This is a genomic window from Paraburkholderia sp. (assembly GCF_026225065.1).
Classification (GTDB): Bacteria; Pseudomonadota; Gammaproteobacteria; order Burkholderiales; family Burkholderiaceae; genus Paraburkholderia.
The window spans coordinates 23,322-49,690 of sequence record NZ_JAMFSB010000294.1 but is presented as its reverse complement, the minus strand read 5'-3'; the positions used below and the strand labels follow the sequence as shown (position 1 = coordinate 49,690).

At 60.8% G+C, this 26,369-nt stretch carries 23 protein-coding genes and 1 pseudogene; 16 read left to right on the top strand and 8 right to left on the bottom strand.

Going from position 1 to position 26,369, the window contains the following annotated elements:
• Positions 1 to 199: 199 nt before the first annotated feature.
• From M0954_RS21280 to M0954_RS21265, 4 genes are all read left to right on the top strand, one after another.
• Positions 200 to 874 (top strand): antibiotic biosynthesis monooxygenase, encoded by a 675-nt coding sequence (locus tag M0954_RS21280; protein WP_122157864.1) that lies wholly within the window; start codon positions 200 to 202, stop codon positions 872 to 874.
• 105 nt (positions 875 to 979) lie between these two features.
• Entirely contained in the window at positions 980 to 2,551 is a 1,572-nt protein-coding gene (locus tag M0954_RS21275) for an MFS transporter (RefSeq protein ID WP_297355323.1), read from the top strand.
• A 12-nt stretch (positions 2,552 to 2,563) separates the two neighbouring features.
• Complete coding sequence (locus M0954_RS21270; RefSeq protein ID WP_297355322.1) at positions 2,564 to 3,640, top strand: HlyD family secretion protein; 1,077 nt, start codon at positions 2,564 to 2,566, stop codon at positions 3,638 to 3,640.
• Complete coding sequence (locus M0954_RS21265) at positions 3,637 to 5,178, top strand: efflux transporter outer membrane subunit (RefSeq protein WP_297355320.1); 1,542 nt, start codon at positions 3,637 to 3,639, stop codon at positions 5,176 to 5,178. The genes M0954_RS21270 and M0954_RS21265 overlap by 4 nt, the downstream gene beginning before the upstream one ends.
• Before the next feature lie 24 nt (positions 5,179 to 5,202).
• On the opposite strand, the gene M0954_RS21260 is transcribed toward M0954_RS21265, so the two are convergent.
• The 6 genes from M0954_RS21260 to M0954_RS21235 all read right to left on the bottom strand — a co-directional run bounded on the left by M0954_RS21260 (position 5,203) and on the right by M0954_RS21235 (position 11,774).
• The gene (locus M0954_RS21260) at positions 5,203 to 5,940 is read right to left on the bottom strand and encodes an SDR family oxidoreductase (RefSeq protein ID WP_297355319.1); all 738 of its coding nucleotides are present in this window, start codon (positions 5,938 to 5,940) and stop codon (positions 5,203 to 5,205) included.
• Positions 5,941 to 6,006: 66 nt separating this feature from the next.
• Entirely contained in the window at positions 6,007 to 7,095 is a 1,089-nt protein-coding gene (locus M0954_RS21255) for an alcohol dehydrogenase catalytic domain-containing protein (RefSeq protein WP_133893693.1), read from the bottom strand.
• Positions 7,096 to 7,140: 45 nt separating this feature from the next.
• Entirely contained in the window at positions 7,141 to 8,154 is a 1,014-nt protein-coding gene (locus tag M0954_RS21250) for an ABC transporter permease (protein ID WP_297355317.1), read from the bottom strand.
• Complete coding sequence (locus M0954_RS21245; protein WP_297355315.1) at positions 8,141 to 9,664, bottom strand: sugar ABC transporter ATP-binding protein; 1,524 nt, start codon at positions 9,662 to 9,664, stop codon at positions 8,141 to 8,143. The genes M0954_RS21250 and M0954_RS21245 overlap by 14 nt, the downstream gene beginning before the upstream one ends.
• A 69-nt stretch (positions 9,665 to 9,733) precedes the next feature.
• Positions 9,734 to 10,696 (bottom strand): substrate-binding domain-containing protein, encoded by a 963-nt coding sequence (locus tag M0954_RS21240; protein WP_122157856.1) that lies wholly within the window; start codon positions 10,694 to 10,696, stop codon positions 9,734 to 9,736.
• An 88-nt stretch (positions 10,697 to 10,784) separates the two neighbouring features.
• Positions 10,785 to 11,774, bottom strand: coding sequence for an AraC family transcriptional regulator (locus M0954_RS21235; protein ID WP_122157855.1), 990 nt, complete (start codon positions 11,772 to 11,774; stop codon positions 10,785 to 10,787).
• Positions 11,775 to 12,167: 393 nt separating this feature from the next.
• On the opposite strand from M0954_RS21235, the gene M0954_RS21230 reads away from it, so the two are divergent.
• The 7 genes from M0954_RS21230 (at position 12,168) to xylB (ending at position 19,849) form a co-directional block, all read left to right on the top strand.
• Positions 12,168 to 13,409, top strand: a complete 1,242-nt coding sequence (locus tag M0954_RS21230) for a sugar ABC transporter substrate-binding protein (RefSeq protein ID WP_297355343.1) — start codon at positions 12,168 to 12,170, stop codon at positions 13,407 to 13,409.
• A gap of 107 nt (positions 13,410 to 13,516) precedes the next feature.
• Positions 13,517 to 14,395 carry a carbohydrate ABC transporter permease gene (locus M0954_RS21225; RefSeq protein WP_123386903.1) on the top strand — a complete coding sequence of 293 codons (879 nt, stop codon included), beginning with the start codon at positions 13,517 to 13,519 and terminating at the stop codon, positions 14,393 to 14,395.
• A complete protein-coding gene (locus M0954_RS21220; protein ID WP_122157852.1) occupies positions 14,383 to 15,195 on the top strand; it encodes a carbohydrate ABC transporter permease in 813 nt (270 codons plus the stop codon). The genes M0954_RS21225 and M0954_RS21220 overlap by 13 nt, the downstream gene beginning before the upstream one ends.
• 10 nt (positions 15,196 to 15,205) lie before the next feature.
• Positions 15,206 to 16,240, top strand: a complete 1,035-nt coding sequence (locus M0954_RS21215; protein WP_297355313.1) for an NAD(P)-dependent alcohol dehydrogenase — start codon at positions 15,206 to 15,208, stop codon at positions 16,238 to 16,240.
• A gap of 3 nt (positions 16,241 to 16,243) precedes the next feature.
• Entirely contained in the window at positions 16,244 to 17,419 is a 1,176-nt protein-coding gene (locus M0954_RS21210; protein ID WP_297355311.1) for an ABC transporter ATP-binding protein, read from the top strand.
• A gap of 42 nt (positions 17,420 to 17,461) precedes the next feature.
• Positions 17,462 to 18,340, top strand: coding sequence for an AraC family transcriptional regulator (locus tag M0954_RS21205; protein ID WP_123386901.1), 879 nt, complete (start codon positions 17,462 to 17,464; stop codon positions 18,338 to 18,340).
• Between the two features lie 48 nt (positions 18,341 to 18,388).
• Positions 18,389 to 19,849, top strand: coding sequence for a xylulokinase (gene xylB, locus M0954_RS21200; protein WP_297355309.1), 1,461 nt, complete (start codon positions 18,389 to 18,391; stop codon positions 19,847 to 19,849).
• A gap of 20 nt (positions 19,850 to 19,869) precedes the next feature.
• Here the strand turns inward: xylB and M0954_RS21195 are convergent.
• Positions 19,870 to 20,748, bottom strand: a pseudogene (locus M0954_RS21195) (sterol desaturase family protein); the annotation flags it as partial.
• 300 nt (positions 20,749 to 21,048) lie between these two features.
• On the opposite strand from M0954_RS21195, the gene M0954_RS21190 reads away from it, so the two are divergent.
• The 5 genes from M0954_RS21190 (at position 21,049) to M0954_RS21170 (ending at position 25,419) form a co-directional block, all read left to right on the top strand.
• Positions 21,049 to 22,044 (top strand): hypothetical protein, encoded by a 996-nt coding sequence (locus M0954_RS21190; RefSeq protein ID WP_297355307.1) that lies wholly within the window; start codon positions 21,049 to 21,051, stop codon positions 22,042 to 22,044.
• 67 nt (positions 22,045 to 22,111) lie between these two features.
• On the top strand, positions 22,112 to 22,402 hold the full coding sequence (locus M0954_RS21185; RefSeq protein WP_297355305.1) for an EF-hand domain-containing protein: 291 nt from the start codon (positions 22,112 to 22,114) through the stop codon (positions 22,400 to 22,402).
• A gap of 26 nt (positions 22,403 to 22,428) precedes the next feature.
• Complete coding sequence (locus M0954_RS21180; protein ID WP_297355303.1) at positions 22,429 to 23,142, top strand: response regulator; 714 nt, start codon at positions 22,429 to 22,431, stop codon at positions 23,140 to 23,142.
• Positions 23,139 to 24,494 (top strand): ATP-binding protein, encoded by a 1,356-nt coding sequence (locus tag M0954_RS21175; RefSeq protein ID WP_297355301.1) that lies wholly within the window; start codon positions 23,139 to 23,141, stop codon positions 24,492 to 24,494. Before M0954_RS21180 ends, M0954_RS21175 begins: the two co-directional genes overlap by 4 nt.
• A gap of 163 nt (positions 24,495 to 24,657) precedes the next feature.
• A complete protein-coding gene (locus M0954_RS21170) occupies positions 24,658 to 25,419 on the top strand; it encodes a DUF4410 domain-containing protein (protein ID WP_297355299.1) in 762 nt (253 codons plus the stop codon).
• An 82-nt stretch (positions 25,420 to 25,501) separates the two neighbouring features.
• Here M0954_RS21170 and M0954_RS21165 read toward each other — a convergent pair whose 3' ends face one another.
• Positions 25,502 to 26,293 carry an SDR family NAD(P)-dependent oxidoreductase gene (locus M0954_RS21165; protein ID WP_123386896.1) on the bottom strand — a complete coding sequence of 264 codons (792 nt, stop codon included), beginning with the start codon at positions 26,291 to 26,293 and terminating at the stop codon, positions 25,502 to 25,504.
• Between the last annotated feature and the right edge of the window lie 76 nt (positions 26,294 to 26,369).

Below are 26,369 nucleotides of genomic sequence, written 5' to 3'. Positions count from 1 at the left end.
ATGCGCTGCGATCGATGCGCCGAAGATCGACCTGCAAAAGACTCTTTCAGCCTGTGAAGGTTATGCGGAGCGTGCTTGAACGCATGGCAAATTTCGATCACTCATTGGCCTAATACCAACCCGTTTGGACTCCAACGAATCGGGCCGATCCTGGACAATCTCTACACGTTGTACGGCTAACCAAACGAGAGAGGTCCAGATGTTCTCCGCAATGCTTGAAGTTCACCCGATACCCGAGCAGGTCGATGCCTATCTCGGCATGGCCAAGATGCTGCGTCCTGAACTCGACAAGATCGACGGGTTTATCGACAACAATCGCTACGCCAGTCTCACACGCGAGGGATGGCTTCTTTCGCTGTCGAGCTGGCGCGACGAGAAATCGCTCATCCGCTGGCGTACCGAGGCGACGCACAACAAGATCATGCAAGCTGCGCGCGACCGGGTGTTTTCCGACTATCGCTTGCGCATTGGCCAGACCGTCAGCGATACGCATGTGCCCGCGGGACACGTCCTGCTCGAGCAGCGCCTCGATGTCACCGAGACGGGAAAGGGCAAAGCGGTGACTCTGCATGACGGGAAATTCTCGCCGGAATGGGTGAAGCAGAGCGGCGCAGAAGCGGTGGCGAAATCACTTGGCGTGGACACGAGCGCGCCTGACCTCGTTTCCTGGGACGTCTTCGACGCACTGCTGGCACCGGGAGACGTCATCGCCGTTCTGACGTGGCGCGACCATGCAGCAGCTGAAGCGTTCCTGGGGAAGGCGGCGACAGCGGATGCATCGCGCCTGCGCAATATCCGCATTGTCCGGGAGTACGGAATGTTCGATCGCCGGGAAGCGCCGCAGTACTTCAAAGAGGCGCAACCGAAGATGTAAGCCGGTCGCCTTCCGCTATCGGTGTTGGAGAATCTTCGCTTTTCATTCGATCTCCAACATCGCTATTTAGAAGCCCTATCGAACCTGACTAGTAACGGGATTGCTATGACTACAGCCAACCTTTTAACGACGACAGCCGCTCCTGCGCCGGCGGCGGCCGCACAATCCGCGCTTTCGCTTCGTCTCGCGGTCGGTCTCGTTGGAATGCTGCTCGCGTCTTTATTGGCCATTCTCAATGAACAGGTCACCGCGCAGTCCTTAGCGGACATTCAGGGCGCGCTCTCGATAGGGCATGACGACGGAACGTGGCTCACCGCCCTGTTCGAAGCAGCCAATGTCGCGACGATGGTGTTTGCTCCATGGTTTGGGATCACGTTCACGCTCAAGCGATTCACGATCGGCGCCGTGATCGCGACGATGCTGTTCGGGATCCTGTGTCCGTTCGCACCGAACCTGCTCACGCTCTATGCGCTGCGCGTCCTGCAGGGGATTGCTGGCGGATGCCTGCCCCCCATGTTGATCATCGTGGCGCTGCGTTACCTTCCGCCCAAGGTGAAGCTGTATGGGCTTGCCGGCTACGCGCTCACGGCAACCTTTGGACCAGCGCTCGGCACACCGCTCGCCGCCTTGTGGACCGAGTATGTCGGCTGGCAAATGGCGTTCTGGCAAATCGTGCCGCTTGGCATCGCGTGCTGTGTGGCGATCCAGCAAGGGCTTCCGACCGATCCACTCAAACTCGACCGGCTCAAGGCTTTTAACTGGACCGGGTTTCTGACGGGATTTCCAGCCGTCGCCATGCTCGTGACCGGCCTGCTGCAAGGCGATCGTCTGGACTGGCTCAATTCCGAACTCATTCGCATGATGTTTATTGGCGGAGGGCTGCTGTTTGCGACATTCCTCGTCATCGAGTGGTTTCACCCGCTGCCTTTTTTCAAGCTGCAGTTGTTGTCGCGCAGAAACTTTACGCACGGACTGACGACCCTGCTGGGTGCGGTCATCCTGCTGGTGGGTGTGGCTGCCATACCCGGCCAGTATCTCGCCAGCATTCATGCCTACAGGCCGCTGCAGACTGCGCCCTTGTCGTTGCTGGTTGCGATCCCGCTACTGATCACGCTTCCTCTGACAGCTGCGGTCCTGAACCTGCGGCAGATCGACCACCGTTGGGTCATGGCGATTGGACTGTGCCTCATGCTCGCCACGTGCCTGATGGGGAGCTTCATCACCTCCGAGTGGATCCGCAACAATTTCTACTGGCTCCAATCGATCCAGATCATCGCGCAACCGATGGTGATCCTGGGAATCCTGATGGGCGTGACGACGGGCCTGGCTCCGACAGACGGTCCATTTGCTTCGGCGATGTTCAACTCGCTCAAAACCTTTTCCGCGGCCGTGGCGACCGCGCTCATCGAAGGGTTGAGCACGGATCGCGAACATCTTCATTCGAACATGCTCGTGGACCACTTAGGCAATCACGCGCTTGTGGCAAGCCAAAGCGTCGACGCAGTTCACGGCCTCGGCGAACTTGCACACCGGATCCACGAGCAGGCAGTGGTGCTGACTTCGGCGGATCTCTACCGGGTAATGGCGGGTGTTGCCATCGCCCTCCTTTTTCTGGTGCCCGTGTTACCCGTGCGGATCTACCCGCCGTGGTGCACGACGCCCCCCACTTCACGCTAAGGGACGGTAATCATGTCATCCGCTGCTAAGTCTCCCCTCAGGATCATTCGTGTTGCCGCTTTGGTTGTTGCTGCCGGCATTGGTGCATGGGCTTGTTCAAACCTGACAGGCAACTCGAATAACGAATCCACTAACGACGCCTATGTTGAGGCCGATTTCACCCTCGTGGCGCCGCGTATCGCCGGCCAGATATCCGACGTATTCGTCAACGACAACGAGTCGGTCAAGGCCGGGCAATTGCTGGTACGTATCGATGACCGTGACTTCAAGGCCGCATTGATGAGTGCAGAAGCGGACGTGGCTGCGGCAAAGGCGTCCGTCGCAAACTACGACGCCGAGATTGCGCGGCAACCCTCGCTCGTCGATCAGGCAAGCGCGACGCTGAAATCCGACGACGCGTCGATTGATTTCGCGCGGGCGAACGCCTCGCGGTATCAGAACCTCTCGGACGCCGGCGCAGGGACGACACAGGAGCAACAGCACGCGTCAAGCACGCTCGCCGAGCAACTCGCGCAACAGGCGCACGATCGCGCCGCGCTGGCGTCGACCGAGCAGAATCTCGACGTACTGCGCACGCAGCTCGATAAGGCAGCCGGCGCACTCGCACGCGCCGAGGCGGCGCTCGATCAGGCGCAGCTCAATCTGTCCTACACGGAGGTTCGCGCGCCGGTGGACGGCAAGGTTGGACGGCGTTCCGCACGGGTTGGCGCTTTCGTGACGCCAGGTGCGCCGGTTCTCGCGATCGTGCCGCTTTCCGACGCTTACGTCGTCGCCAACTTCCAGGAAAACCAGATCACCCACATGCGGCCGGGCGAGAGCGTGCGCATCAAGGTCGACAGCTTCCCTGGCGTTGTGATTCACGGCCATGTGGACAGTCTCGCCCCCGCAACCGGCGTGGCCTTCGCGCCTATCGCACCTGACAACGCGACGGGCAACTTCACGAAGGTCGTCCAACGCGTACCGGTGAAGATCACCATCGACCGAGATCAAGAGGCAGCGTCTGCGTTAAGCGTGGGGCTGTCTGTCGAAACGGAAGTTGCCGTGGGTCAGCATGGCGATACCCTCGCCGACGCAGGAGATAAAAAATGAATGCGAAAGACTTTTCCTTCAGCGCTCTGGTGTTGGAGATATTGGCGTGCCTCGTGATCGCGGGCTGTACTGTGGGACCGAACTTCGAACCTCCAGTGGCATCCACGCCGCCGCAAGTGTTTGATCGTACCCAGGCGGCGCAGTCTCCAAGCAAGGCCGTCGAGACCGGATTCGATACAGACTGGTGGACCCTGTTCAACGATCCCACGTTGAACACACTCGAACAGCAGTTGGCCAATGCGAACCTCGATGTGGCCGCGGCGTCGGCGCGCCTTCGGCAAAGCCGGGCTGAGCAGCGGGTCGCGGGTGCAGCAGAATATCCTACACTAGACGGCGCTGCGTCGTACGACCGCGAGCGCGGAAGCCCGAATGGCATTCTGTCGCTGCTCGGGGTCAGTCCGACCGAAACGCAATCGCAATCTGCTTCGGGCAATACGCCGCTTGGCGTGGCGCCATTGCCGGGGTCCAAAGGTTCGCCGGCTTACAACCTCTACCAGGCAGGCTTCGACGCATCGTGGGAACTCGATATCTGGGGCCGCAATCGACGCGGTGTCGAAGCCGCGACGGCCTTGACACAAGCCTCTTACGAGGACCGAAACGCGGTGTTGTTGTCGGCGCGCGCCGAACTCGCGCGAGACTATATCGAGCTGCGCGATACGCAGTCGTTGCTGCGCATCGCGAAGCAAAACCTCGAGATTGCTCGCGATACCACGAAGCTCACGCAGATCCAGGTTCGCGAAGGCGTGACGACGGATCTGGACGTGGCCAACGCTTCCGCTCAAGCAGCGTCGATCGAGAGTTTGATCCCGACGCTCGAATCGCGCTGCGAGACCACGATCAACGCGATTGGCGTGTTGCTCGGCGAACAGCCAGGCGCGCTTGCGCAGACACTCAGCGAGCCGCATGACGTGCCCGAGCTGCCTGCACAGGTTCCCATCGGCTTTCCGTCGGAGCTGGTGCAACGCAGACCCGATATAAGGCAAGCGGAGGCGCAGCTGCATGCGGCCACGGCGTCGATCGGCATGGCAAAGGCCGATTTTTATCCGCGCATATCGCTAAATGGCAGCGCAGGCTTCCAGAGTCTGCAGCTTTCGAACCTCGCCAACTGGGCCTCGGGACAGTTTGTTGTCGGACCTTCGATCACGATGCCGATCTTCGAAGGCGGCCGCCTCAAGGGGACACTGCACCTGCGCGAGGCGCAACAACAGGAAGCCGCGATCGACTACCAACGCACCGTACTTGAGGCGTGGCGCGAGGTGGACGATTCACTGGTGGTCTACGATGCCGAGCAACAACGGCGTGACAGGCTAACGGAGGTGGTTGCTCTGAACCAGCGTGCACTGTCGGTCGCGCAGCAGCGTTACAAGGCTGGGGCACTCGACTATCTGGATGTGCTGAACGTGCAGAGGCAACTGCTCGACGGCGAAAGCACCCTGGAACAAAGCAAGGCAACCGCTGACGCGAATCTGATCACGCTTTGCAAGGCGCTTGGCGGCGGCTGGGAATCGACTTACGCCAGGCAAGACGTGTCGCGTTGATGGGGGGCACGGTGCGCGGACTTCTCAGCGCGCCGTGTACCCGCCATCAATCGGCAACGCCACCCCACTGATCATCGAAGCAGCGTCGCTCAACAGGAACAGGATTGGCTCCGCCACCTCATGCGGCTGCGCAAAACGCCTTAAAGGAATCGCCTGCAGCGCGGCCCCGCTCTTCGCCGGATCGCTCCAGGCCTGCACGGCCATCGGTGTCAGCGTCACCGTCGGGTTCACGCTATTCACGCGAATCCTATACGGTCCGAGTTCGATGCACAGTGTGCGCGTGATCGCGTCCATCGCGGCTTTCGAAGCCGAGTAGCTCAGGTGATCGTCGAGCGCAGCAAGCGCTGCCTGGCTCGATACGTTGACGATGCTGCCATGCCGCTTCGCGTCGATCATCCCACGCGCGACATGACGCGCTACCAGCGCCGCACCCCGTGCATTCACCGCCATCACGCGATCAAAGCTCTCTGCCTTCGTATCGATCGCGCGTTCCAGCACGGTGATACCCGCGCAATTCACGAGGCCGTCGAAAGCATCGAGGTCGCCGAGCGCAGCGTCGATGGCTGCGGGATCGCCGACATCGAGCACGAGTGGTTCGCAGCCGGTTTCTTCAGCCAGACGGGCCAGTTCGTCGACACGGCGCGCCGCCGCGACAACGTTCGCGCCACTTGCGCGCAACAATTGCACCGTTGCGCGGCCGATGCCACTCGACGCGCCTGTGACCAGGAACGAGCGGCCGGAAAAATCGAAGGTTGTGCTCATGTAGGTTGCAGCCGATGCATGATCGGCTTCCAGTTGGGGTGAAGAGTGGCGGGTGAGCGCTAGTGCCTACGCACGCGGCTTCAACAGTACTTTAATCGAATCAAGCGAGTTCGCAATCTTGATTGCTTCATCCCACTCTTCCAGAGAAAAGTCGTGCGTCACAATGCCCTTCGAGGTGACGAGACCGCGCGCCAGCAGATCGATCGCAACTGGATAGCAGTACGGTCCCAGATGCGCGCCGCGCACATCGAGCTCCTTGCGGTCGCCGATCACCGACCAGTCCAGCGTCGTCTCGGTGCCGAACACCGAAAACTCCACGAACCGCCCAAGCTTGCGGATAAGATCCATCCCCTGGATGACGCCTGCGGGCACTCCGGTAGTTTCGATGTAGACATCGCAGCCATAGCCCTGCGTCAACGACTGAATAATCGCCAGCGCATCGTCCTGCTTAGGATTGATCGTCACGTCCGCGCCATATTCGCGGGCGAGTGCAAGCCGCTCTTCTACGAGATCGATTACCACCAGCTTCTTCGGCGTCTTCAGATGCGCCACCTGCGTCATCATCAGACCGAGCGGTCCAGCACCCGCAATCACCACCACATCGTCGAGCTGGATGTCACCGCGATTGACCGTATGAATCGAACATGCCAGCGGTTCGATGATCGCGGCATCCTCCAGTGAGATGCCATCGGGAATCTTGTGCACGATTGCCGTGGGTGGAATACGCATGTATTCGGCCATACCGCCATCGGCGACTTCGCGCTGGAAGCCGAAGATGTTGTGCACCTCGCACATCCAGTACTGGCCTGATTTGCAATAGCGGCATTTGCCGCACGGCACGATCTGTTCGGCGATCACGCGATCGCCGACCTTCACGTCGAAATGTTCTGCGGCACCTTCGCCCAACTCTTCGACGAAGCCAAAAAACTCGTGCCCGGGAATCACCGGTGCTTTCACCCACGGGCTCGGGCCGCCCCAGAACATCTTGGCGCCGGAATGGCACTTGCAATCGCTTGCGCAGATGCCGCACGCCGCGATGCGAATCACCATCTCATGGGCACGGGCCTGCGGTTTTGCCACCTGTTCGACGCGGTAGTCTTTAGGCGCGTGGCAGACGATTGCCGTCATATTCCGGGTATTGTCTTGAGTCGTCATTGCATTGTCCTGCGAGAAAGGGAATCAATAGATCGAATTGGGACATCACTTCCTGCGATCACGGCTGATATAGATCGCGAGCAGAATGATTCCGCCCTTGATCACGTTCTGCACATACGGGTTCACGCCGACCATGTTCAGGCCGTTGTTCAGCACACCAAGCAGCAATGCGCCGATCAGCGTGCCGATGATCGAACCGCGTCCGCCGGAAATCGAGGTACCGCCCATAACGACCGCCGCAATCGCATCGAGCTCGAAGCCGACGCCGGCGTTCGGCTGTCCGCTCATCAGGCGGGCGGTCAGGACAATAGAGGCGAAAGCCGAGGTGAGGCCAGCCAGCAAATAGACGATCAGCTTCACGCGCGCTACGCGTACCCCGGATAGACGCGTGGCCTGCTCGTTGCCACCGATCGCATAGACGTAGCGGCCGAACGGCATGCGTTCGAGCAGCACCCACGCAATCGCATAGATGACCAGCATGATCAGAACCGGTGCCTGAATGCCGAGCACCTTGCCGCTGCCGAAGAAGCCGATCCATTCGGGCAAGCCGTCGATCGGGTAGCCGCCCGTGTAGATGAGCGCGAGACCGCGCGCAATGCCCATCGTCGCGAGCGTGACGATGATCGGTGGCATACCCGCGTAGGCGACGAAAAATCCCTTCGCCGCGCCGAAGCCGAGGCCGATCGCAATGCCCACCACCAGCGCCGCCACGGCATTCATCCCCGCGACCATCAGACCTGCCGCAAGCGTGCCCGACAACGCCATCACGGAACCCACCGAGAGATCGATACCGCCCGTCAGGATTACGCAAGTCATGCCAACGGCGATGATTGCGTTAATCGACACCTGGCGAAGCACGTTCTCGATATTCGCGGCCGACAGAAAGCTGTTGCTAGCGAACACCATGACAATGCATACCATCAACAGGCCGACAAGCGGATAGAACACGGTGGAGCGTTTCAGGCCGGCCCACGAAAGACGCACCGGCGCGCCGGCCGTGTCGCTGCTTGCCGTGGATGTCCCGGACGAAGAAGAAGAAGAAGGTTTAGGCATGTTCATGAGTTGCTCCACGAGAAGCGCCGCCTGTGGCATAAGTCATCACGGTGTTCGAGTCGATCTCGTCGCCATCGAGGATCACTTCGATGCGGCCCTGACGAAACACGGCCACGCGATCGCACATGCCGACGACCTCCGGCAATTCAGACGAGATCATGATGATCGAGTAGCCGCGCGCGGTGAGCTCGCGCATGAGCAGATAGATCTCCGCTTTCGCGCCGACGTCGATGCCGCGCGTCGGTTCGTCGAAGATGAGGATGTTGGTGTGGTGGTTCAGCCAGCGCGCAATCACCACCTTTTGCTGATTGCCGCCCGACAGCGTAGCGACCTCGGTATGCATGCTGGGCGCCTTCACGCCGACGCGCTTCATGATGTCCGCGGTCGCGCGAGCTTCGTGGCGCTGGTCGATAAAGAGGCGCCACAAGCGGTATTTGCCGAGATTGTTGATCGAGACGTTCTGCTTGATGGAGAAATCCGTGATGAGACCTTCGGTCTTGCGGTTCTCGGGCAGGATCCCGACGCCCGCTCTCAAAGCGTCTGCGGGGTCCGACAGGTTGACCGCAGCGCCATTGATACGGATGTCTTTTACGTGAGCGGGGTCCGCGCCGATCACCGCGAGCGCAGTTTCAGTGCGGCCGGCGCCGACCAGTCCTGCAAAGCCAAGAATCTCACCTTCGCGCAGCGCGAAGCGGTTCACGGGGCCGTCCTTGTGCAACTGCAGCGCGTTGACGTCGAGCACGACTTTGGCATCGACGCGTAGCGGCGGCTTGGGCGGAAAGCTGCTCTCGATGCGCCGCCCCACCATCATCTCGACAAGCCGCCCCACATCGGTTTGTGCCACATCCGTCACGCCGACGTACTGGCCATCGCGCAGCACGGTAATGCGGTCGCACACTTCAAAAATTTCTTCGAGGTGGTGCGAGATGAAGATCATCGCCACGCCCTGCTGCTTCAGGTCGCGCATGATCGTGAACAGATGCTCTGCTTCGGCTGGTGTGAGCGTCGCCGTGGGTTCGTCGAGGATCAGGACGCGCGCATTGAGCGACAGCGCTTTGCCGATTTCCACGAACTGCTGCTGCGCAACGGACAGTTCGCGGATCTGCACCGACAGGTCGATCGTCACGCCAAGGCGCGCAAAAATCTCCGCAGCGGCGCGTCGCATCTGTGCGCGCTTGAGCATGCCCACGCCATTGCGTAATTCCCGGCCAAGGAACATATTCTCCACCGCATTCAGATACGGAATCAGGCTGAACTCCTGGAACACGATACCGACACCAGCGGCCACCGCGTCGTGATAGTTGGCGAATTGCTGCTCCTTGCCGTCGAGCGTGATCGTGCCTTCGTCCGGCTGATAGATTCCGGACAGAATCTTCATCAATGTCGACTTGCCTGCGCCGTTCTCCCCAAGCAAAGCGTGAATCTCACCGCGAGCGACCTCCAGATTGATGCCTTGCAGCGCTTTCACGCCTGGAAAGCTCTTGGTGATCCGGTCGAGTTTCAATATCGCGTCCATCAGGTCCTCCTATGCGGGCGCGTGCGGCGCCGCAATCGTCCAGGGACGCCCACGCCGCACGCATGCGACTTACCAGCTAAAGCCCTTCGCGTTGCTTTTATCAATGGGCTTTACGTCGACCGGAATCGTCTTTGGCACATTGGCGCCCCACTTCTTTGCCAGCGCAATACCAAGCGCAATGCGCACCTGGTCGGCCGGAAATTGTGCGGACGTCTCGATGAATTTTGAGTTCGGCTTCTGGATGGCCGTGATCGCTTCCGGCGCACCGTCGACGCTGGTCAGCTTGATATCCTTGCCCGACGACTCGATCGCCGAAAGCGAACCCATCGCGCCCCCGTCGTTCACGCTGAAGAGGCCTTTCAGGTTCGGGTGAGCCTCAATCATGTTCTCGGTGACCGTCAGCGCTGTGGCGCGCTCCTGCTTGCCGTTCTGGGTGTCAACGATCTTCACGTTCGGAAACTTGGCAAGCGCCGCCTTGCAGCCACGTACGCGCTCCAGAATCGGCACCACCGGAATGCCGTCGAGAATCGCCACTTCACCGCTGCCGCCAATCGCTTTGGCGAGGTAATCGCAGGACATCTCGCCGGCATCGAAGTTCTTCGATCCGACGAACGAATCGACTGGGCCGTTCGCGTTCGCATCCACGGCTACCACCACCACGCCCGCCTTCTTTGCCGAGATCACCGCCGACTGGATGCCGGTCGAATCCGTTGGGTTCACAAGCAGGATGTCGATCTTCTTCTGCAGCATGTCCTCGACGTCGCTGACCTGCTTGCTCACGTCGTGGTGCGCATCGGTGATCACCACCTCCGCGCCGATGGTTGCTGCGGCATCGTTCAAGGCCTTTTGCATCGTCACGAAGTACGGATTGTTCAGTTCCTGAAACGTCATGCCAATCTTCAGCGGCGCCGCCTGGGCGCCGGATGTGTCAAGCAGCGAAAGGCCGAGCACAAGTGCTGCGCAGCCGGCCGACCGGCGTGCACAACGCACAAGGGGATTAAACGAGACCTGCTTCAGCGTAGTTTTCGTCATTGTCGTCTCCATATTTTAGGAATGAACACACCCCTCACGCGGTCCAGAACCGCGCGATGAGTTTTGAAACACCGTTGAGGCGAAAGGCTTACGTGGGCGGACGCGCGACGCGCGCACTGCGTGCGCAGGTGGGACTCTGCACCGCAGGCACGATCGACGGCGCGTTGGCGATGCCGTCGCCGCGGGCGGCCGCTGCCTCGGAGGCATCGCGGCTCGCGTCGTTGAGCCTCTGATTGCGGCGGAACTCCGACGGCGCCATACCCTTGATGAGCAGGAAGCGCCGGTTGAAATTGGACAGACTGTTAAAGCCCACCTTGTAGCAGATGTCGGTCACGCTCAATTCGTCGTCCATCAGCAACTGACAGGCAAGATTGATACGCATGCGGTTCACGTACTGCACAAACGTCATGCCGGTATGGCGGCAGAAATAACGCGAGAACGCACTCACGCTCTGGCCCGCCAGTTGTGCCAGATCTGATTCTCGTAGATCCGCCGAGAGATTCTTGCCGATGAAAGACAGCGCGTGACTGATGCGGGTTGCGGCAAAAGCTGTTGGATCCGGTTGATAGGTGGGACTCGCCAGAAATTCGGTATCCTGATCACTGGCCAGAATTTCGAGCATCGACATGAGAAGCGCGATCCGGCGCAGACCGCGCGCGTCCAGCAACTCAAAAAACAGCGGCTTGATGATCTCACTGGTTTGCAACCCGAACGACAGGCCGCGCCGTGAAGCAGCCAGCAACGCTTCCACATGCCGCCACTCCGGAAAGCTTTCCGCGCATCGCGCTACGAACTCCTGTCCGAACTGCACGACCAGATTGCGCTGCTCGATGGTCTCACCCTCGGGCACGTCACTCACCCAGTTGTGCGGCAGGTTCGGCCCCATCAATACCAGATTGCCCGGCGCGAAACGCCCAATGTGATCGCCGACGAACATCTTGCCCGTCGTCGCCACGATCAACTGGATTTCATATTCAGGGTGAAAATGCCAGCGCACCGTGCGGTACGGGTAGCCGTGATACCACGCCTTGAACGATTCGTCGCGGCGCACAGTCACGAGTTCGAGATCGGGTTGCACGTGTCTTCCTCCGTTGAAGCGGACTGGTGCGAGGCTGTTTATCTGGCCTGCCGCCGTCTTCGTTTGTGTAACGGAAGTTAAACCCTTAACGGGCGACGCACTACTCCAAATCCAGCCGCGGACTAACACTTTTTTGCATTAGGGTTATCCCGCGAGCACTGCCATTGACTCTCATAGTCACTGACACATTTTGTGCACCGCACCCAACTTGCGAGCAAAAAGTATCAGCGTCTTCCGCCTTTTGCAGTGGCTGACCAAGGGTCGCGGCCACTACAGTTCACATCACCGTACGCTCGCCCTGCCCAACATCCCAGCGCCCGTATGGCGATGCCATAGAACATTCAAAAAGTGGAGACAAGAGTGAAACCAATTCGATTGTTGACAGCTTGCGCGTTGGTCAGCGCCAGCCTTCCCGCGGTAGCGACGGCACAGACGTGTAACGTTCCCGAGCTCAAGGTGCTTGCCCAGAAGAGTCTCGGCCTGACGGTCATGGAGAAGTCGCTGCCCGATTATGAGAAGCGCACGGGCACCAAGGTCGAGATCAACTACTTCGGTGAAAACGACCGTCGTTCGAAATCGCGACTCGATGCGTCGACGGGTGCGGGCTCCTATCAAATCTATTACGTTGACGAGGCGAACGTCGCCGAGTTTGCATCAGCGGGCTGGATCGTACCGCTCCTCAAGTACTATCCGAAAGACGCTGACTATGGCGATTTCCTGCCGGGCCGCCGCGCGGTGGCGAGCTATAAGAACGTTGCGTATTTCGCTCCCCTAATCGGCGGAGGCGACTTCCTGTTTTACCGTCGCGACCTCCTTGAGCAGGCGCATCTCCCCGTGCCGAAAACGCTCGACGAGCTCGTGGCGGACATCAAGAAGCTCAATGCGCCTCCCAACATGTACGGCTGGGTTGCACGTGGCCAACGCGGGTCAGGCATGAATGTGTGGCGCTGGGCGCCGTTCATGCTCGCCGAGGGCGGCACGTGGACCGACAAGAGCCAGGCGCCGGCCTTCAATTCTCCTGCTGCGGTGAAGGCCACGGTGCTCTATCGCGACCTCTTCAAATACGCGCCCCCTGGTGCGACGACGTACGACTGGAGCAACGCGCTCGAAGCGTTCCGTTCCGGCAAGGTCGCCTTCATGATCGAATCGACGCCGTTCGCCGACTGGATGGAGGATCCGACCAAGTCTAGTGTGGCGGACAAGGTGGGATACGTCAAACCGCCGGCACCGTTGCCGTCAGCGGCTTATGGTCATGGTCTCGCGATCTCCTCCGTCGGCGCGAAGGACGAATGCACACGTCAGGCGGCAGGAAAATTCATCGCCTGGGCGACCAGCAAGGAGCAGGAGCAGGCTCGCCTTCGCGACAACGTCTTTAGTGACTACAACCGCTCGAGCACCATCAACAGCGACTATTTCCAGAAGCACGTCAAACCGCAGATTCTCTCCGGCCTGAAAGATACCAACCCGGTGACGCAGGTCACGTTCTGGTCAGGCCCGCAGTGGCCCGACATTGGCGACAACCTGGGAATCGCGCTGGAGGAGGTGTTCACGGGCACGCAGCCGGACGTCCAGGCATCCCTGAACGACGCCGTTCAGTACGCGCAGGACGCGTTGGAGCATGGCGGCAAGAAGTAACGTGAGTGCCCCTTGCTGCACGCTTTGCGTGGCGGGGGGCACCGCAGATCAGCTCCTGGTCTTGCCCGGACAGTGAGTGCGGGGACTTTACGCTGTTGGAGAAGTTAATGTTCAATCGGGGCAAAACCAGCCTTCCGTTCGTGTTTCTCGGGCCGCCACTTGTCGTGATGGCGATCCTCGGGTTAGTGCCTACTGTCGCGGCAATCAACCTCGCGCTAAAGAACCGCGTGCTGCGCTACCCAGACAGCGAGTACGTCTGGCTGCGCAATTTCATCCGGCTATTCTCGGACCGACGCTTTCTCAATTCCATCGAGGTGTCGGCGATCTGGGAAATTATCACGGTGATAGGCGCGGTCGTCGTTGGCGTTCTGATTGCGATTTATCTGTTCGAGCAGATTCACGGCCGGTTGCGTGGTGTCATTTCGCTCCTGTTGATCGTGCCCGTGCTTTTGCCGCGAGTGTCGGCGGCCTTCATCTGGAAGTTCATGTATTCGCCTCTCTCGGGCATTCTCAGCTGGTTTCTTGGCCTGCTGGGAATCGATAACACGGCCTTTCTGTCCGATCCTCATCTTGCACTGTATGCGGTAGCGCTCGTCGACATCTGGCAGTGGGGGTTGTTCTTCGCAGTCGTCGTATTGAAGCTGCTTGAAACGCTGCCGCCCGAACCGCTTGAAGCCGCGCGGCTGGACTATGCACGCACTTGGCAGATCTACGCGTATATCGCGTTGCCCATGCTCAAGGTGCCGATCATGAGCCTGGTGTTCATCAAGATGGTCGAATCGCTGCGCTCGTTCGATCTGGTCTACGTGATGACCAAAGGCGGCCCCGGCATCACCACTGAAACGCTAGACATGTACGCCTATTCGCAAGGTATCGGGTTGTCAGGGAAAGTCTCGTACGCGTCGAGTATGGCCGTGCTGATGATGGTTGCGACCACGCTGATTTTCACTTTCATCTGGAAGCGGGTGAACAAATGGGAAGACTGATCTCGCGCAGCGCCACCTGGTCGTTCGGCATGGCGCTCGCGGTTGTTGCGGTGTTTCCGATCTTTTGGGCGTTCCTCAATTCGCTGAAGAATCTGCTCGACATCGTCACGCCGACGCCGCGCTTCATTTTTACGCCGACGCTCGATAACTACCGGCAGGTCGTGTCCAGCCCCGAGGTGTTGATTGGGCTCGGAAACAGTCTGTCCATCGTGGGCATGGCTGTCGCGCTCGGTGCGTTGCTCGGCGTGCCCGCCGCCTATGTGATTGCGCGTTATCACGTGCCGGGCAAGCGCGACATCCAGTTCTTTCTTTTGTCGCTGCGATTCCTGCCGCCGGTTGCGGTCGCCATACCGCTCATCGCTATATGGGTAGATCTGGGACTTTACGACACCAAGCTGTCGATGGTCGTGACGTATCTGCTGGTCACGCTGTCAACCATCACATGGTTATCCATTCCGGTGTTTCAGCGCCTGCCGCGCGAACTCGAGGAGGCAGCCACGCTGGATGGTTACGGACCCTACGAGGTGTTCTGGCGGATCGCATTGCCGATCAGTGCAACCACGCTGATGGGGGGCATCGTCTTCAGCTTCGTGCTGGTCTGGAACGAGCTGATGATCGCGCTCGCACTGACATCATCGCGAAGCGCGACGCTGCCTGTGGTTGCTTCCGCCTTCACCTCGCTTGGGCAGGAGGTGCCGTGGGGCGTCATCAATGCCTCAACCGTTCTGCTCGCTCTACCACCGATCATTTTCGTCGGCGTCCTGAGCCGGCTGTTGAACTCAATGCTCAAAGGCAAGTAAGGAGAACATTTTGAAAGCGCTCGTACTCGAAGAAGCTCGCCAGCTCACGCTGCGCGATATCGATCTGCCGCTTGAAGTCGGCCCTCGTGACGTCAAGATAAAAATTCACACAGTGGGCGTTTGCGGCAGCGACGTTCATTACTACACGCATGGACGCATCGGTCCGTTCAAGGTCGAGGAACCGATGGTGCTCGGGCACGAAGCGTCCGGGGTGGTGGTCGAAACGGGCAGCGAGGTCACCCATCTGCGCGTGGGCGACCGCGTTTGCATGGAGCCAGGCGTTCCGCAATTCGACTCGCCGGCGACGATGCGCGGTCTCTACAACCTGGACCCTGCGGTACGTTTCTGGGCGACACCGCCAATTCACGGCTGCCTGACACCTTATGTCGTGCATCCGGCGGCGTTTACGTTCAGGCTTCCCGACAATGTGTCTTTCGCGGAGGGCGCCATTGTCGAACCGTTGTCGATCGGTCTGCAGGCTGCCAAGAAGGCTGCGATGAAGCCGGGCGACGTCGCAGTTATCATCGGCGCGGGGACGATCGGCGCGATGACTGCTCTGGCTGCGCTGGCGGGGGGCGCGTCCCGCGTCATTCTGGCAGACGTAATCAAGGAAAAGCTGACGCTGTTTGCTGGCAACCCGGCGGTGACGACAGTTAATGTACGTGAACAACGACTGGTCGATGTCGTTCAGGAAGTCACCACGAACTGGGGTGCCGACGTCGTGTTCGAAGCGAGCGGCAATGGGAAAGTCTACGATGGCCTGTTCGATCTGCTTTGCCCGGGTGGCTGCGCGGTGCTCGTCGGTATGCCGGTCGACCCCGTGCCGCTCGATGTGGTCGCTATGCAGGCGAAAGAAGCGCGCCTCGAATCGGTGTTCCGCTATGCAAACATATTCCCGCGCGCATTGGCGCTCATCAGCTCCGGAATGATTGACGTCAAGCCGTTCATTTCGCGCAAGTTCGCATTCTCCGACGGCCTCAAGGCGTTCGAAGAAGCCGCAGCCGGGCGCCCCAATGATGTCAAGATCCAGATCGAGATGGACTGAGCCATGGCCAAAATCGTCTGCAGGGGCCTCACGAAACGTTACGACGGCGGCCCACCGGTGTTGCATCCGCTCGACATGGACATTGACGACGGTGAGTTCGTTGTACTGCTCGGGCCATCCGGATGCGGCAAGTCGACCATGCTTCGTATGATTGCGGGTCTCGAGAGCATCACCGGCGGTGACCTCGCGATTGGCGATGTCATCGTCAACAACCTGCCGGCGCGCGAGCGAAACGTCGCGATGGTTTTCCAGAACTACGCCCTGTATCCGCACATGACGGTGTACGACAATGTCGCGTTCGGACTACGCCGTCTCAAGGTGCCCGCTGCCGAAATCGACCGTCGCGTGCGTGAAGTAGCTGCAATGCTGAATCTCGACGCATTGCTGGACCGCAAACCACGATCGATGTCGGGCGGCCAGCAGCAACGCGCGGCAATTGCCCGGGCAATGATCAAGACACCTCAGGTATTCCTGTTTGACGAGCCGCTATCCAACCTCGACGCCAAACTGCGTGCCCAGCTTCGAGGCGACATCAAACGGTTACATCAGCGTCTGAAAACCACGACCGTGTATGTGACGCACGACCAGCTCGAGGCGATGACGCTCGCCGACCGTGTGATCCTGATGCGGGGCGGTCAGATCGAGCAGGCCGGCACCCCGTCCGATCTCTACCATTTCCCGCAAACCTTGTTTGCCGCAGGGTTCATCGGCACGCCGGCCATGAATTTCATAGACGCAGTGGTTCAAAGAGTTGGGGACGCGTGCTTCGTCGAGGCTCAGGGACAGCGCTGGCCACTCGCCGGGCCACGTTTCGCCGCGTTGCACCACGGCCAGGCCGTGAAACTGGCGATCCGTCCGAACTATCTGAAGGTCGCGTCCGCAGCGGAAGAACCCGGCACGCTCAGGCTTCAGGGCAAAGTCGAGCTGATTGAACTGCTGGGCGCGGAGGCGCTGGTCACACTGGATTTCAGCGGAGAACGTCTGGCGGCCCTGGTGCCCGCAGGTGACTTACCTGAACTGGATAACGTGGTAACGTTCCAGTTCAAGGTAGCCGATTTGCACATTTTCGATGTCCAGACGGAACGGAACGTCTCATTCCCCGTTCATCAGAACACCAGAATAACTTTCGCCAGTCCGGCACATCAGGAAACGGGTGTACAGGGAGCAGCTTTGCATTAACAGGAAGGTGCCGCCTCAAGACGGCCGAGAAGGAGCAGCGGTATGAGTCCAGACCTGGAGTTGGTGCACACGCGGCGGGACGAGTCGTTCCGCGCCTGGGCGCATGACTATCCGCATACGGTAGCGAAATGGCACTTTCATCCGGAGTATGAGATTCACGTGATCCAGGCGTCGACCGGCAAGTTTTTTGTCGGCGATTTTATCGGCGACTTCGCGCCCGGTAACCTGGTGATCACCGGACCGAATTTGCCGCACAACTGGATCAGCGAGATCGGCGAGCGCGAAACCGTGCCGTCGCGTGACATGGTTCTCCAGTTCTCGCGTGACGCGGCGGAACGGATGGTGGCCGCGTTTACCGAATTGCATTCGATTGTCGGCCTGATGGATGATGCCGCACGTGGCATACAGTTTCCGGATGCGGTGGGTCTGGCCATCGCGCCGATGATGCGGGAGCTTGCGGTTTCGCGCGGTTGCCGTCGCGTCGAATTGTTGATGTCGATCTTCGGCAAATTATCGTCGTGCACCGAACGCGTCTTGCTGGCGGGACCGGCATACGATGTCAACGCGCATCGCTACATGCAGTCGACGATCAATCAGGTGCTCTCATACATCCAGCAGAATCTCATGGGCACATTGCGAGAGGCCGATGTCGCTGAACTCGCCGGCATGAGCGTGAGTACGTTCACACGCTTCTTTCGCCGGCATACGGGGTGCACATTTGTGCAGTACCAGAACAGGCTGCGGATCAACGAAGCGTGTGAACTGCTAATGTGTTCGACGCTTAGCGTGACAGAGATCTGCTATCGCGTTGGCTTTAACAATCTGTCGAACTTCAATCGTCAGTTCCTCTCATCGAAGTCGATGCCGCCATCGAAGTTTCGCGCAATGCATCAGCTTAACGAACATATGATCGCGGCTTGACGCTTCGTTTCGGCAAGACGAGCCGCCGCAAGAAATAGGACGACACTCTTGACTTTCCTTGGAATCGACCTCGGGACCTCCGAAGTAAAGACGCTACTCACAGACGACGAATCGCGCACGATTGCCACCGGCAGTGCGCGGCTCGCAGTTGAGACACCTCACCCCCACTGGTCTGAGCAGAACCCGCAGGCGTGGTGGCACGCCACACTCGACGCGATCGCCCAAGTGCGGGCGTCCAATCCTGCTGGCTTTTCGGCGCTACGCGGTATTGGGTTGTCCGGACAGATGCATGGCGCGACCCTGCTTGATCGCTTCGGCCAGGTGTTACGCCCAGCGATCCTGTGGAACGACACGCGTGCGTTCGCCGAGTGTGTGGAGCTTGAAGCGCTGGTCCCCGAGTCGCGCTCGATTACGGGCAATCTTGCGATGCCTGGATTCACCGCGCCGAAACTGCTCTGGCTGTCGAAGTACGAACCGGCCGTGTTTCGCGCGGCGCACAAGGTCCTGTTGCCGAAGGACTACGTGGCGTGGCGGCTCACGGGCGAGTTCGTGTCCGATATGTCCGATGCGTCGGGCACGCTGTGGCTAGACGTTGCGAAGCGTGACTGGTCGGACAGGATGCTTTCGGCGACTGGCCTCACACGCGAGCACATGCCCCGGCTAGTGGAAGGCAGCGCGGCTGCGGCCCAGTTAAACGATAAATTGCGGCGCGAATGGGGGGTTGCTGGCTCAGTGCTCCTTTGCGGCGGCGCGGGCGATAACGCGGCCAGCGCGATCGGCATGGGAGTCGCCGAGGCCGGTAGCGCGTTCCTGTCATTGGGTACGTCGGGTGTGCTGTTTGCCGGCACTGACCGATTTGCGCCGAACCCCGCACAGGCAGTGCACGCGTTCTGCCATTGCTTGCCGAACCGCTGGCATCAGATGAGTGTCATCCTGTCGGCGGCTTCAAGTCTCGCGTGGCTATCTGCCGTGCTCAAGACGGACGTCGCCAAGCTTGCTGGTTCCGCCGAGAAGGCTGACGCGCAGAGCGCGCCACTGTTCCTGCCATACCTGAGCGGCGAGCGCACGCCTCACAACGACGCGAATGCAAAGGGCCTGTTCTGGGGGCTAACCGGCGCTCATGGTGAGGGCGACCTTGCGTACAGTGTGATGGAGGGTGTGGCTTTCGCGATGGCCGACGGTTACGCGGCGCTGCAAGGTGCCGGGACGACGCTGGACACGGCGTCGTTCATTGGAGGCGGCTCGCGTAGCCGTTTCTGGGCGAAGCTTTGCGCTACAGCCACTGGCGTTGCGATGCGCCGTCATCAGGGCGGAGATGTGGGCGCCGCTTTGGGCGCTGCACGGCTTGCGCGCCTGGCCGTCACAAACGAGGACGTCGCGCAGGTGTGTACGTCACCGGAAACAATTGAGGTCTGCGAGCCGGACGCGGGACAGCGAACCGTAACCGAAGTGCGGCTCGCGCGATATCGCAGACTATATGCCGCGGTTAAGGACGAGTTCGCCAGGTAGGGAGAAGGCGTCGCGACCAGGTTCTGCCGACGCAGCGCTTCGGTTGTTTCACCGGACCCGTCAGCGCGCCAGCCAGGCGGCAGAATGACGTAGCCGATCGCAGCCCACAAGCTGCCCGCCGATGCGATATCCCGTGCAAGACTAACCCAGTGCTCGAATTCGACGACGAGCGGATTGCGAGAGCGCGTCGGTGTCGTGAGACCGTAGCGGCACGGCTCGTCGGCACGTTCTTCCACATACGTGCCGAACAGGCGGTCGAATATGACGAGCACACCGCCAAAGTTCGCATCGAGATAATCGACGTTCGATGCATGGTGCACGCGATGCGCGGACGGCGTATTGAACACGTATTCGAGCCACCCGAGTTTTGGCGTCCACGTGTTATGCAGCCAGAACTGATAGAGCAGATTGAAACTCAGCGTCGCCAGCACAACTTCGGGACGCACGCCGAGCCACACGAGCGGCGCGAAGAAAATCGCCGAGCCGGTCAGTTTGCCGGTCAGGCCGAGGCGGTAAGCAGACGAGAGCGTCAGTTGGTTCGGTGAGTGATGAACCGCATGTGTTGCCCAGAAAAAGCGGATCCGGTGCGACGCGCGGTGGTACCAGTAGTAGCAGAACTCCTGTCCGATAAAGAGCAGGAACACCATCAACGCGCTGTTGAGCGTGACGGTAAAGATCCTGTGATCCCATGCAAGCGCAAAGACTGGCGCTGCTAGCGAAAGCGGCAGCAGCGCGAGCAGCTTGCGGCCGGCCACGTCGGCCAGCGAAATCCATACTTCATACCAGTCGAAAGGCGAGGCGCTATCGCGCTGTCTGCGCGTGAGCACGCATGCCTCGATCAGCGATACACCAATGACGAACAACGTAACAAAAAGCGCGATTTTTCCAGTAGTCAACATGATGGGCAGATAACGGGGTGAGGTGAGACGCGTCGTCTGCGGGTAAAGCCGCTATCGCGTCGGGTGAAGCTAATGTAGTGGGCTGCCTGGACAAAAACCACGCGTAAACCATGTCGCCAGATGTCACGAAACTCCGGCCGTGACGGCAAGCCGGCCGTGCAGTCCGGCTCCTGGCAGTTCGCCGCGGTGGTGTAACACCGCGACATCTTTTACCGGGCGATTATTTCGCGGGCTCCTTTTATAGTTCGTCCCGTTGCCACGCCGCAGTGCGTGACTGAACCGAACCGTGAAGGACACCTCATGAAACTCCATTACCTCGCCGCAGCCAGCGCTGCGCTGCTCATCGCCGTCAGCACGCCAGCCTTCGCAGGATGGTCGGGTCATGGCACTGCCTATACACCGCACGGCACCTACAACGGCGCGCACTACGGTTCCTGCGCGGGCGGCAGCTGCACGCACGCCGGCGGCGTCGCGAACCCCTACGGCGGCATCGCCACCAACACCGGCACGGTGACCCGCACTGCACCCGGCCAGTTCTCGAATTCGGGCACGGCCACCGGCCCCAACGGACGTCAGGTCCAGCACTCGGGTGACACGAGCTGCGCAGGCGGTACGTGCGACCACACTGGCAGCCTGACCGGCTCCGATGGCCACAGCGCCACGACTTCCGGCAGCGTGACACGCAACGCGCCGGGTCAGTATTCGTCTTCGGGCACGATCACCGCCGCGAACGGCAACACGACCAGTCACACGGCATCGACAAACTGCGCCGGTTCCACCTGCGCACGCTCCGGCACCGTGACGGGCACCGACGGCGGAACCGTCACGCATTCAGGCAGCGCGACGCGCGTGGCCACCGGCGTGGTGACGACGGGCGGCGGCACGACGGTTGTGCACAGCGGCACGGCGACCACTGGCGGCACGGTCACGACGGTGGGCGCTACGGTTGCCGTGGGCACCGCACCGGTCGTGGTCGTGCCGCCGCCGATCGCCGTTGTACCGGCACCCGTGGTCGTCGCGCCGGCCCCCGTGGTCGTAGCGGCTCCGGCTGCGTATGTGCCGCCGCCGGTCGTCTACGTTGCGCCTCCTGCTCCGAAGACCGTCTACATCGCGCCACCCCCGCCCAAGGTCGTCTATGTCGCGCCGCCCCCGCCGCGTGTCGTGTTCATCGCGCCGCAGGCACGCACGCTGTATGTCGCGCCGCGTCCTGTCTATGTAGTGCCCGCGCCGCGTCCCGCGGTGCTGGTGCCGGGACACTGGGTTGGGCGCTTCTGGGTGCCGGCGCACTGGGCGTAACGGCAAACGTCAGATCAATGAATTAACCCTGCCGCCCTTGAGCGTCGGCCACACCACGGAGTAGATGATGAAAAAGATGATCGCGGTTCTTGTCTTGTGTATTGTTTCGGCAACGGCTTCCGCTCAGAGCGCCCTGCCACCTGCGGATACCCCGCGCGGCGAGCGTGCGATGCAGCAATTGCAGGCCCGCTTTGCGAGTGCCAACACGACGGGCGACGGCAAGCTGACGCGGGACCAGGCGGCTGCCGGCATGCCGATGGTCGCGAAACACTTCGACGAAATCGACACTCAGCACGTCGGTTATGTCACGCTGGCGCAGATCGAGGACCTGATGAAGCAGAAAGCAATGGCACGCTGAATGCCAATGAGGCTGGGAGACGCGTCATGGAGCAGGTGAACAGGATTATCGTGCTGGACGACGAAGCCGAGTTGCGCAACATGCTGCAACGGTTTCTGACGGGCCACGGGTTCTACGTGCGCGTCGTCGCCGACGGCAAGCAGCTCGACCGCTACCTGCAGCGCGAACCGTATGACCTGCTCGTGCTGGACCTGATGATGGAACCGGAAGATGGGCTGACGGTGTGCCGGCGGCTGCGCGCCGAAGGACAGACGCTGCCCATCCTCATGCTGACCGCCAAAGGCGATCCGGTCGACCGCGTGGTCGGCCTCGAAACCGGCGCCGACGACTACCTCGCGAAACCGTTTCTCCCTGATGAACTCGTCGCGCGCATCCGTGCGCTGCTGCGGCGCCAGAAAATGGCCGCGGGCGTGCCGACTGTGACCTCGCAAACGCTGCGCTTCGGCGAATACCAGTTCGACGTCGGTACACAAACGCTGCTGCATCGTGGCGAGCCGGTCGAGGTGCACTCCGCGCAGATGTTGCTGCTGCACGCGCTCGGGTCATCACCGAACCGGCCGGTGAGCCGCGAAAACCTGCTTGCGCGGGCGCGCGGCCGCGACCACGACGCACTTGACCGCAGCATCGACGTGCAGATCCTGCGGCTGCGCCAGATCGTCGAGGACGATCCGTCGAAACCACGCTTCATCAAGACCGTCTGGGGTGTCGGCTACATGCTCGTTGCGGGCATCGACTCGTGAGGACACCCTCGCGTTCAAACCGGTGGGGCCGATGGCTGCCGCGTTCGCTGCTGGCACGCAATATCGTGCTGCTGGTGGCGCTCGTCGCTCTGACCCAGGTGTGCTCGCTTACGGTGCTGCTGCATTTCGTGCAGCGCCCACGCATCGACCGTGCCGCGATCATCTTTTCCGACTACGTGAAGACGCTCGATGGCGTGCTGGTCGCGATGCCACCCGACGAAGGCCGCGCCGCGGCCGCGCGCCTCGGCGGTCAGACAGCGCTACCCGAAAATCTCGAGCCGGAACCGCGGCCCAGCCCGCTTCGCTTTTTTCGTACGTGGCAACGCGATGTCTTCGTCAGTGCACTGCAGCGCCATCTGCCACCGGACATGCTGGTGCGCTGGCAGACCGGCGACGGTGAACGGCTCTGGATTCGCGTACACGTGGCCGGCGAGCCCTGCTGGATTGCGCTGCCGATGACCGAAGATGCGCAAGCGAGCGGCATCACCACGACGCTCGCGCTCTCCGTGGGCCTCGCGTTGCTGGCCGCGCTGACGGGTTATCTGATCCAGTTGCACATCAACCGTCCGCTCAAGGATCTGGCGCGCGCCGCTCGGCACGTGAGCGCGGGCGAAGCGCCCGTTGTGCTGCCGACTGATGGCCCGACGGAAATCGCCCAGGTCAGCACCGCGTTCAACCAGATGACTGAGGCGTTGCAGCAGGCCGAAGCGACGCGCGCGCTGATGCTCGCGGGCGTGTCCCACGACATCCGCACGCCGCTCACCAAGCTGCGGCTCGCGATGGCGATGGCCATTCCGCGCGGCGCTGACGATAAGTTCGTCGCGTCAGCGGAAAGCTATCTCGATCACATCGACACGATTCTCCAGCAATTCATGGACTACGCCGGCAGCGGCGAGCGCGAGGTTCCGCAGCCGGGCGACCTCAACGCGCTCATCGGTCAGCTCGCCGCGGATTTTGCAGGGCTCGGGCACGAATTCGAACTGTCGCTCGGCGAAATCCCCGTGTTCGCGTACCGGCCCGTGGGTTTGATGCGGCTCCTGATGAACCTGATGCAAAACGCGATTGTCTATGGGCGCACGGGACTCGCCGTGCGCACGTGGACCGAAGACGATGCCGCGTGCGTCGCCGTTTGCGATCGCGGCAGCGGAATCGACGCCGCGGAGATGGAGAAGCTCAAGACGCCATTCAGCCGCGGTACGAACGCACGGACTCATTCGGGCGGCACAGGTCTCGGGCTCGCCATCGTCGAGCGCATCGCACGTCTGCACGGCGGCTCGCTACAGTTTCGCGCGCGTGAAGGCGGCGGTCTCGAGGCGCACGTCACGTTGCCACTCAATCGGCATTCCTCATAAGAAACACGGGCATCCCCTGCCCGTGTGTGACAGATCCCGGCGACATCGCGCGACATAACTCCTGAATGGCGTGCAGAACCGTGTCCTCCCATACTCACGTCTGCGTGCTGCGGCACACCTCTCCAACATTTTCCGGCACCACAATGCCGATGACAGGATCGATATGCAAACCTCATTCAAAGTCCTTGTTCGCAATGCAAAACGTGCGGCAGCCATGGCACTCGTGGCAGGATCGCTACTTCTGACTGGCTGTGCCTCGGGCATCAACGGCACGACGCAAACCAGCGCTGCGCCGCACGTTCGTGCTGACGTCATCTACGTGTATTCGTTCGACGCCACGCCCAACCAGGTGAAAATGGACAGCGGCATCGCACAGCAACTGAAGACAGCGGTGAGCGGCGAATCGTCTGCTCAAAAGCAGAATCAGACGGCGATTGATACGCGCGAGCAGGTCGCTGACGAAATCGTGCGCGAGCTGCAATCGATGGGGCTGCGCGCAGCGCGCGTGGATGGCCTTGCACCGGCGAACCAGAACGCACTGGTCGTCGAAGGCAGCTTCCAGACGATCGACGAAGGCAAGCGTCGCCGTCGCATCGTGATTGGTCTTGGCGCTGGCAAGAGCGAAGTGAGCGCGTCGGTGCAGATCCTGTATAAGCCCGCCGCGGGCACACCGATCGCACTGCAAAGCTTTTCCGCCAATGCCGATAGTGGTCACATGCCGGGCATCGTGGAAACAGCGGGTGTCGGTGCAGCTGCGGGTCATGTTGCAACAGCTGCGGCGACCGGTACGGCGCTGCATGGCGCATCCGAGATGAAACAGGACGGCGTGAGTAGTGACGCGAAAAAGCTGGGCGATTCGATCGCGAAGCAGATTGCAGCGGCAAGCACCGCAAACGGATGGATGTCGGCTGAACGTATCGACTGACGACAGTCTCAAACTGGGCCGCGTCAGGCCAGACACATTGAGCGCACGTCGAACCGACCCGGGATGTCAGTCATGGTTTCCGTCACTCCGGCAGTGCTACGCCGAGGCTTGCCAGTAGCCCCCCGTCAACCCTGAACTCCGCGCCTGTGCAAAAACTTGCGCGATCGCTGGCCAGAAAGGCGACGACCTCGGCGACTTCCTCCGGGCGCCCGATACGTCCGAGCGGTTGCGCCTTACCCCATTCACGAAGGATTTCTTCCTCTCGCCCAGGGGCGGTTTCAGCGGCCGAAAAGCGTGTCATTGGCGCATCGATGCAGCCTGGACAGACTGCATTTGCACGTATGCCCGAAGGACCAAAGTCGACCGCGAGAGAGCGCGTCAAAGCAAGCATGCCACCCTTCGAAGTCGCATAGGCGGCAACCCGGGCCTGGTTAGCAAGGGCCTGAACTGAGGCGATGTTGATGATCGAGCCGCGTTTCAGTTTCAGCATATGCGGTAATGCGTGATGACATGCCAGATACGTTCCTCGCAGATTGATGCCGATGACGCGGTCCCACTCGGCGGATCCCATGGACGCAACAGTGCCATACGGCTGAATCGCCGCATTGTTAACCAGTATGTCGATCGGACCCAGAAATGCGGCGGACTGCTCCATCGCGACGGCAACCTGGTCCTCGATGCCGACATCGGCGGCGATAGCGATAACATTGTGTCCCTCGGCGCGTAACGTCACTGCTGCCTGTTCCAGCACTTCGCGGTCCTCACCCAGCAATGCTACGGATCCACCGCGCTGCGCAATCAACCGTGCACATGCCAGCCCGATACCGCGTCCGCCACCGGTCACGATCGCGCCCTTCCCTGTCAGCTCACTCATAACGCCCCCTTTTTCTGTCTGCTGTTATGCAGACAACAGTCGATGCATTAGCATGAGACGTTACATCTCAAGAAGT